The sequence below is a fragment of the Parafrankia sp. EUN1f genome (genome assembly GCF_000177675.1).
GTDB lineage: Bacteria > Actinomycetota > Actinomycetes > Frankiales > Frankiaceae > Parafrankia.
The window spans coordinates 1-7661 of the sequence record NZ_ADGX01000258.1 but is presented as its reverse complement, the minus strand read 5'-3'; the positions used below and the strand labels follow the sequence as shown (position 1 = coordinate 7661).

Here is a 7661-nt window from a genome sequence, read left to right as displayed (position 1 = left end):
ATCGACGGAAGCCCGAGGCTCGGGAATCTGCGACGGGCTGTAGTAGCCAAAATTGCTCGGCAGCGGCGGGGGTGGACGAGTCCGGTCGGACGTCAGCAGTCGATGGAGTGCTCGACGAGTTCGGCCCGCAGCTGTGTGAGGGTCGGGTTGTCCGGCCAGGTGCGGTCGTCCTCGACCTCGTGCCCGGAGCCGCGGGCGTCGCGGACCTCGTCGACGTCGAAGTAGTCGACGAGACCGCGGCCCGAGGAGCGCACGTCGTTCTCGAGTTCGACGTCGCAGGTCTGCGGGTCGGCGTCGGTGTTCACCAGGACGTGCGCGTCGTAGGCGACGGTGCGCTTCTTCCCACCCTTGCGCTCGATGTCCGCGGACACGTGGACCTTGCCGTAACCTTTCGTGCGCAGCTTCTCGGCGAACTTGTCCGCATCGTTCTTGGAGCCGCAGGCCGTCAGACCGGTCAACACGCTCGCGGTGAGCACGAGGGCGATCCCGCCCCTGACCATGGGTGTCCGCTGCTGCCTGGTCATGTTTTCTCGTCCTGCCTTCCACCACACAAGGTCGACACGTCTCGAGCAGAGGTCGACATGACCTGAGCCGGGTCGGTCCAGAATGACCCCTTCGCCCGGAAGGCACCCGCCTGTGTCACCTATTGGGCAGGCACCTCCGTCACAGACAGGCACCCCCGGGCAGGCGCCCCCGGGCAGCACCCCCGGGCAGGCACCGGCGTTGGTACGCACTGCCGGTCGTGACCTACGCGCGAACCGAGTGAACCAGCTGCTCTCAGGACTGGACGGAGACCCTGAAGGCGCAGCCGGCCTCGGCGAGGTAAACCTCGCCAGGACTGCCCGCGTTGAGCATGACCGGGCCGTCGCCCTTGTGTGCCGTGACGAAGTCGAGTGACCGACCGTCGATCGCACGCAGCGTGAGCTCGCAGTCCGTCGCGTCGCCGAAGTCAATCGGGTCGACCGAGATCCTCCCCGACGTGTCGAACACGGAGGTGTCCCCGCTGTAGGCCATCTGGACGAAAGGGAGCGGGGTTTTGGCCGGGCTGTCGTCGGCGCTCACCAGGCAGCCGTCATTGTTGACGGTCCAGTGGAACACGCCGGTGTTCGCGACCTGGTAGGCCTTCCGGCTGTAGACCCCCTCGAACAGCTGGACCACGGCACCATCCGCGTCCAGCACCGTCACCGTGCAGCCTGTGTCGTCATTCCCCTCGATCTGGTCGTCGATGGTGATGCGCCATGGCTCGCTGGCTGTGAACTCGGCGGACTCGGCGGACTCGGCGGGGGACTCGGTGTCGTCGTCCTGAGTCAGGACGAGGCCGATGATCCCACCCACCGCGGCGATCAGCAGCACGGCCAGGACCGCGACGAGCCGGCGCGCTCCGCTGGGTCCGGTGGGTCCGGTGGGTCCGGTTGCGGGCGGAGCTGCCGGCGGCACGCCCTCCCGTGCGGGCTGATCCGCCGAAGACTGATCCGTCCAGGTCGCACGCACCGGGGTCGACGGTGGGGTGTCCGCCAGGTTTGCTTCGAGAACCCGGGTCACCGGGAAGGCGACGCCGCTGGGCACCAGCCCCACGAGAGCTTCATAAAGATCCACGGCGGTCGGCCGGCTCGCCGAATCACGAACCATCGCGGTCGTGACCAGATCACGCAGCGCAGGTGCGATCAGCTCGCGGTCGACTACGGGCTCCGCGACGGCGACCCTGGCCAGCACAACCTCCGGGCTGCCGGTGCCGAACGGCGCCTTTCCGCTCGCGGCGAAGCAGAGCAGCGCGCCCCAGGCGAAGATATCCGCGGCGGCCGTGACCTCCTGGCCGGAGATCTGCTCCGGCGAATGCCATCCAGGGGTGCCGACGAAATGGCCGGTCGACGTCAGGGCGACCGTGTCGGTCACGGACGCGATGCCGAAGTCGATTACTTTCGGCCCGCTGGGCGTCCACAGCACGTTCGACGGCTTGAGGTCGCGGTGGACCAGGCCCGTCGTGTGAATCGAGAGCAGCGCCTCGGCGAGCCCCGCGGCCAGGACCAGCTGCGCGTCCGCGGCGAGCGGGCCGTCCGCCCGCACCTGCTCGGCGAGGTTGGGCGCGTCGAAGAACTCTGTCGCGAGCCACGGGCGGTCGGCGGTGAGCTCGAAGTCGACCAGCCGGGCCGTACGTGCGCCCCCACCCGGAAACAGGCCTGGACCTCACGCTGGAAGCGGCGGCGGAAATCCGCGTCATCGGCCAGCTCCGCACGGACGAGTTTGACCGCCACCCGCCCGAACGGACCTTCAGCAAGATAGACGACACCCATGCCACCGGCGCCGAGCCGGCCCAGAACCCGGTGACGCCCAAGCACTTCGGGGTCGCCAGGCCGAGGCTCCTGAAGGAGAACACCGGTCTCGGTCATCGTCGGTGGCGCTCCTCAGCGGTCCGGGCTACGACTTATCGGGTCACGCGGCGCGCATACTCCACGCAGGCTGAATATGCCACGTGTGGGACACCGCCGGGCAGCCAGTCCGGTGCGGCAGGCGGCCGAGCCACGAGTCGTACCCGGTCGGTCTCGCCGCGCTTCCGGAAACGTCGATTGCCGCGGATTCACCGCGACCGGTCACACGACAGGTATCGCGACCGGTCACACGACAGGTATGTAGGCACCCGGCAGCGAGCGCCGGGGCCCACCCGGCACTGACATCTGTCGCGAGACGGATGTTCCTGGCCACCAACGGTTCCGCGGCGGCCGCCACTTCTCCATCCGGGATGGGACGGGCTGCGCTCCGGGCGGATCCTGTGTCAGGATCCGCCCGGTGGCCGCCCTGGGAGACACGCTGGAGGCGATGTCCACGTCGGCCCGGCGGTGGAGCTCGCTACAGGCCGACCTGCGGCGTTGGGTCGACCATGCGGCGGTGTCGGCGGCGATGAGCACGGCCCAGGCCACCCACGGTTTCCGTGTCGTGGTCTCACCACCCGGCGCGCCGGGCAACCAGCGGCCGCCAACCGGGGTGGACGTGCGGAGCGGGTCGTTCCAGGCCACGCCCGAATCGCTGCGGGTCGACTGGCACGGCGACAGCGACGGCAACCCCGACATCGACAGCGACGGCGTCGTCGTGCGGGGTCTGCAGTGGCGGCGGCGTCACTGCGGCACGGTCTACGGCTCGCGGCCCGCCGCCACTGGATTCGGGCTGACCACCGTCGGGATGTCCGAGCTCCTCCTCGTGCGGCCCTGGCTGGTCCTGTCCAGTCTGGACCTGGCCGCACCGGGCCCTGGTACACGGGAACGGGACGGACGGCCGGCGACCTGGGTACGCGGGGTTCCGCGCGACCAGAATTTCGTTCCCCGCCTGCACAACCTGCCGGAAGGCGACTCCTACGGCCTCGTCGTGGACGAGGCCACCGGCGTGCTGCTGGAGCTGACCGCCTGGTCCGGCGAGCGGAAGACCGAGCAGCTGAGCCTGCGCGCCCCGCGGTTCGACGCGCCGATCGACCCGCGCCGCTTCGATCTGGGCGCGGTCGGCGCCGTCGCCGAGTCCGAGCACCTCGGCGGCCAGGCCCGACCGCTGGCCGCGCTGGCCCGCGAAGTGGATTTCACGGTGCTCGCCCCGCGCGACCTGACCTACGCGGGTGTTCTGGAGAACGACGAGGACGGGTCAGCGATAGTCGCGCATTCCTACGGAGGACGTCTCCCGATCAACCGGGTGTGGTTTGTTCAGTCCCGGGGCGCGCGGATGGCGGACCCCGCCGAATGGGAGCCGATCGCGCTGGCGGACGGCACGCCGGCACGCTGGTGGTCCCCTGCCGACGACCCCGATCAGGGCCATGTGCGCTTTGAACGGGCCGGCACCCAGATCTGGGTCCTGGGTCATGGGCGGCGGGAGATCCACGATCTGGCCGTCAGCCTCATGCCGGTCTCGTGGCCGGAGAGTGAGCCTTTTCCATCGTCGACTCGGACCTGCGGCGGCCCTGACCACGAACCGTGAGATGGAAACGGCTCGGTGATGAACCTTTTCTGAACCACCGGTGAAGGCCGCCGAGCGACGATGAGAGGTGGTCGGTTGAGCGCCCTGACCCTGGTGGGCACGCCCGACCGCACCGGTAGGGCTGCCGGGCGTGCGACCGATCAGCGGAAGGGGGATCCCTCTCCTACGCGGACTCGGGATGAGGAAGCGGCGATGAAGGACAGGTACGCGGCACCGTCGATACGGGCACAGGGTTACTTCCGAGACGTCACCGGAACGTTCTTCTGGGGCTGGCGTCGCGGCTGGGGCGGCTGGGGTTGGCGCCACGGCTGGGGCGGCTGGGGCGGCTGGGGTCGGCACGGCGGTTGGGGCTGGTAGACACCAGCAGGAACCGAAGCCGCCGAGATCACGATTGCATGCCCGCCAGGGAACGTCATCCAGAGCTGAAATGAACCGAGGGCCTGTGGTTCGCCTTGAGAATCGCAGGCCCTCGCCTCGTTCTCCTCACCCGGAAAATGGACATACCCGACAGCAAGTCGGAATCACGACATACGCGGTCGCCGTGACACGCATACCGGGCCGATTCGCGCGGAACGGGGGTCAGCCCGGACCTGACTACCTCGAGAACGATCCTGGCGCCGGCCAAGGGAACGGTCCGCAGCCCGGCGCAGGTCCCGACCGAAGAGGGCTAGCACAGTTCGCGCTGAGCCGCAGGCGAACCGCGGCCGGTTACGTAGTCCAGGGTGGATACCCGATGAAGCCGCGCGGGTTCTCCCTCGAATCCGCCATGGCGGGCCGTTGCACGCCGCTATGATTCCGGCCGTGCCTGCGGCGGCGGCGGGTCTCGGGAAGGCGGGCGGCATAGTGAGAATGGAAACCACGACCGTGCTGGTCGTGGATCTGGTGGGCTCCACCCGGGCCATGGCCTCCGTTCCACGGGTTCGTATGACCGAAATGATGACCGAGGCGGTCCTGCCGATTCGGCGGATCGTGGAAGAGCTCGGCGGCGAGATCATCAAGTTCACCGGTGACGGATATCTGACAGCTTTCCGCTCCGCCACCGATTCGCTGCACGCGGCGGCCCAGATCGTCAACCTGTTCATTTCCGGTCCACGTCTGCCGATCGGCGACTGGGTGGAGGGCTGCCGGGTCGCGATCCACACCTGCGACACGATCAGGTTCGAGAACGACCTGCTGGGCGAGGGCGTCGTCGTGCCCGCGCGGATGGAGAAGCACGTACCCACGAACGAGGTGTACGTGACGTCGACCACGCGGGACGCGGCCAAGTCGGCGGAGTTCGGCTTCGACCTCGTCGGGGAGCTGGCGCTCAACGGGATTCCCCGGCCGGTGCAGGTGCACCGCCTCCTCGCGGACCGCTACCGCGGCATAGAGCGCAACGCCTTCCTCACCGTCACCGACCTGGTCGGCCTGAACGCCCTCGCCGCCCACGTGTCCCTGACCACGCTGAACGAACGGCTGCATCGTTGGGTCGAGCTTCACCATGAGGCGCTGGGCACGACCCATGGCCGGCTGCGTTCCGTCGCCGGCGACAACATCCTCGCGACCCACGACAACGCGGACGACGCGGCGGCCTTTCTCATCGCGCTCGACCGGCTCTCCCGCCTCCCGGCAGATCCGCCGACCACGGCGCGGACCAAGCAACCTGGCCAGCCCGACCAGCCCGACCAGCCCGACCAGCCCGACGAGGCCGAACAGCCGCCGTTCGCCTTCAGCGCCGTCATCGCGCACGGCGATCTTTTCGTCCCGGATTTCGGGCTGGCCGGGCCGCTGGTGAGCAGCACCTGCCGCACGCTGCAGGCGCTCTCCCCAGGCACGAAAATCGTCACCTCGGCGGTGCTGCAGCGCCTCACCTGCGGCCAGGCGGCTTTCGGTCAGGTCATGCCCCCGGCGCCGGGCGACGGGGTCATCGGGGAATACCACCTCTTCATCGGCGCCAAAGGTCGGGATTCCTGAAAGCGGCTCAGCTCAGCGCGGACACCAGCAGCGCCCCGACGAACAGGCAGCCGATATGCAGCGACTGGTCGGCGAGATAGATTCCGTTCACGCCGCTGCTGGTGCTCTCGGCGAAAAGGGGTGACCGGCCTCGCTGGAGCAGCACGCGTACCGGCCACCGGCGGTCGATGAATCCATGCGTGAGGACGGACCAGATCAGCGCCACCACGATGCCGGCCGGCCGCAGCGGGACGTCGATCACGACAAGCCCGAGCAGCGCGGCGCCGATACACAGGTGATAGTTGAACAGGTGGCCGATCATCGCCCGGGCCGCGGCCCAGCCGGATCCGTGCTTGCGGGCTGCCTGCCAGTCGGTCTGCGCGACGTGGTCACCAAGATGATGACCGACAAATAACGCGATGAACACCGCGGAGAACAGAGCGGCCTGATTCATGAATTTTCCCCCTCCCACCGAAGATCACAGTAGGGGAGGAAAGCGCGTCAATCCGGGAGTTCGGCGGACCGGGGCGCCTGGGTGTTGTGACTGTCTGGCATCGGGGGGCACCCGAGGCCCGACCGACCGCTCTGGTCGACCGATCCGGTTGACGCGTCCGGCCGGATCGGCGGGTCTCGCCGTTGGGTCGGATGCGGCCGGTCGGGCTGCTCTTCCCAGCCAGTAATGCCGCCGGGTGCTTGGTGCCGCTTAGAGGGTGCGCGTTCCGGTGGAGCTGACCGGGCCGGAGAACAGGACGTTGCCGTTCAGGTCGTAGGCAGTGGCCGTCCCGGTGGAGGTGTACGTGTTCCACGCGGTGAAGGTGGCCGAGTGCTTGATGTCGATGGTGCCGATCACCACGCCGCCGGGGCCGGGCAGGGTCCGGACGAACCCGTAGGTGAAGGTGCGCGGGCCGGTGGACTTCCAGCTGCCCGTGAAGTCGCCGGTGGGCGTGGAGACCTCGAACTTGCCGTTGAGGTAGAAGTGCGACTCAACCGACTCGGTCGTGCCGAGGGTCGTGGTGGCGGTGCCCGACCAGCAGCCGACCGGCAGGTAGTACACCGAAGCGGACGCCCCGGCCACCGGCGCCGCGCCGACCGTCAGGGCGAGCATGCTCGCCAGCGCCGCGAGGATCAGCGTCGCGCGCGCGGAAGCGCGGCGGACGGACGATCTCAACATTCATGTGCTCCTTTGTTGCCGTCAGAATCAAGGCGCCTGAACACCCGGACCTGGCGCGAAGATGTTGGGGGCTTTCAGACGTGCACGCTCAGGCGGCGCCATGCACGCGTTCGCACCCCGCGACAGATGTGGGACTCCAGCCCCCCGTCCGTGGTGTTGGGGGTTCGTGTCGGCCTGTGCGGGCACGAACCCCCGACTCCACGGCTGGCAGGACCCGCCTGTCAGCGGCGCGGCGACGACAGCGACGTAACGTCTGCGGGAAAGAGAATGAAACCGGACATATCGCCGTCCGCGCTGAACACGCCGAACCACTCCCCCGTAGGCGGAGCGACGACCCGCCAGTCGCCATCGGCCCAGTTCACCTCGACCCGCATCGTCACCGAGACGACGTCATCGCCGCCCCCGAACCGGGTGAGAACATACCGTACCGTCGCGTTCTCTGATGAATAGCTCTCAAGCTTCCATCCGGTGATCTCAATTTGCTCATAGGTGCGGCGGGTAAGATTGCCGACCGCTCGCCCGGTCGACCCGTGATCCTCTTTACCGTCGGAGCCGTTCACCTGGTTGCCCCGCCGGCGCGGATCGATTCCTGAACCGAACTCGG

Annotated in this window: 7 protein-coding genes and 1 pseudogene; 3 read left to right on the top strand and 5 right to left on the bottom strand. The window is 68.5% G+C overall.

The window, feature by feature from the left end; translation table 11 throughout:
- Window positions 1-92: 92 nt before the first annotated feature.
- Both FREUN1FDRAFT_RS37045 and FREUN1FDRAFT_RS37040 read right to left on the bottom strand, forming a co-directional pair.
- Complete coding sequence (locus FREUN1FDRAFT_RS37045) at window positions 93-524, bottom strand: hypothetical protein (RefSeq protein WP_006544411.1); 432 nt, start codon at window positions 522-524, stop codon at window positions 93-95.
- Between the two features lie 253 nt (window positions 525-777).
- A complete protein-coding gene (locus FREUN1FDRAFT_RS37040) occupies window positions 778-2142 on the bottom strand; it encodes a protein kinase (protein WP_083828943.1) in 1365 nt (454 codons plus the stop codon).
- Window positions 2143-2784: 642 nt separating this feature from the next.
- Between FREUN1FDRAFT_RS37040 and FREUN1FDRAFT_RS37035 the strand changes: the two genes are divergently transcribed.
- The 3 genes from FREUN1FDRAFT_RS37035 (at window position 2785) to FREUN1FDRAFT_RS37030 (ending at window position 5907) form a co-directional block, all read left to right on the top strand.
- Window positions 2785-3954, top strand: coding sequence for a hypothetical protein (locus FREUN1FDRAFT_RS37035; protein ID WP_006545556.1), 1170 nt, complete (start codon window positions 2785-2787; stop codon window positions 3952-3954).
- Between the two features lie 192 nt (window positions 3955-4146).
- Complete coding sequence (locus FREUN1FDRAFT_RS44705) at window positions 4147-4311, top strand: hypothetical protein (RefSeq protein WP_006545555.1); 165 nt, start codon at window positions 4147-4149, stop codon at window positions 4309-4311.
- A gap of 492 nt (window positions 4312-4803) precedes the next feature.
- Window positions 4804-5907 carry an adenylate/guanylate cyclase domain-containing protein gene (locus tag FREUN1FDRAFT_RS37030; protein WP_006545554.1) on the top strand — a complete coding sequence of 368 codons (1104 nt, stop codon included), beginning with the start codon at window positions 4804-4806 and terminating at the stop codon, window positions 5905-5907.
- A gap of 7 nt (window positions 5908-5914) precedes the next feature.
- Here the strand turns inward: FREUN1FDRAFT_RS37030 and FREUN1FDRAFT_RS37025 are convergent, their stop codons facing one another.
- The 3 genes and pseudogenes from FREUN1FDRAFT_RS37025 to FREUN1FDRAFT_RS37015 all read right to left on the bottom strand — a co-directional run.
- Window positions 5915-6340, bottom strand: a complete 426-nt coding sequence (locus FREUN1FDRAFT_RS37025; protein ID WP_006545553.1) for a DUF3307 domain-containing protein — start codon at window positions 6338-6340, stop codon at window positions 5915-5917.
- A gap of 249 nt (window positions 6341-6589) precedes the next feature.
- Window positions 6590-7057 carry a hypothetical protein gene (locus tag FREUN1FDRAFT_RS37020; protein ID WP_006545552.1) on the bottom strand — a complete coding sequence of 156 codons (468 nt, stop codon included), beginning with the start codon at window positions 7055-7057 and terminating at the stop codon, window positions 6590-6592.
- A 221-nt stretch (window positions 7058-7278) separates the two neighbouring features.
- Window positions 7279-7661 (bottom strand): annotated as a pseudogene (locus tag FREUN1FDRAFT_RS37015) (hypothetical protein); the annotation flags it as partial.

Bases quoted from the DNA above. Each gene is read 5' to 3' on its own strand.
- FREUN1FDRAFT_RS37045 (WP_006544411.1), bottom strand. From the start codon at position 524: ATGACCAGGCAGCAGCGGACACCCATGGTCAGGGGCGGGATCGCCCTC.
- FREUN1FDRAFT_RS44705 (WP_006545555.1), top strand. From the start codon at position 4,147: ATGAAGGACAGGTACGCGGCACCGTCGATACGGGCACAGGGTTACTTC.
- FREUN1FDRAFT_RS37030 (WP_006545554.1), top strand. From the start codon at position 4,804: ATGGAAACCACGACCGTGCTGGTCGTGGATCTGGTGGGCTCCACCCGG.
- FREUN1FDRAFT_RS37025 (WP_006545553.1), bottom strand. From the start codon at position 6,340: ATGAATCAGGCCGCTCTGTTCTCCGCGGTGTTCATCGCGTTATTTGTC.
- FREUN1FDRAFT_RS37020 (WP_006545552.1), bottom strand. From the start codon at position 7,057: ATGTTGAGATCGTCCGTCCGCCGCGCTTCCGCGCGCGCGACGCTGATC.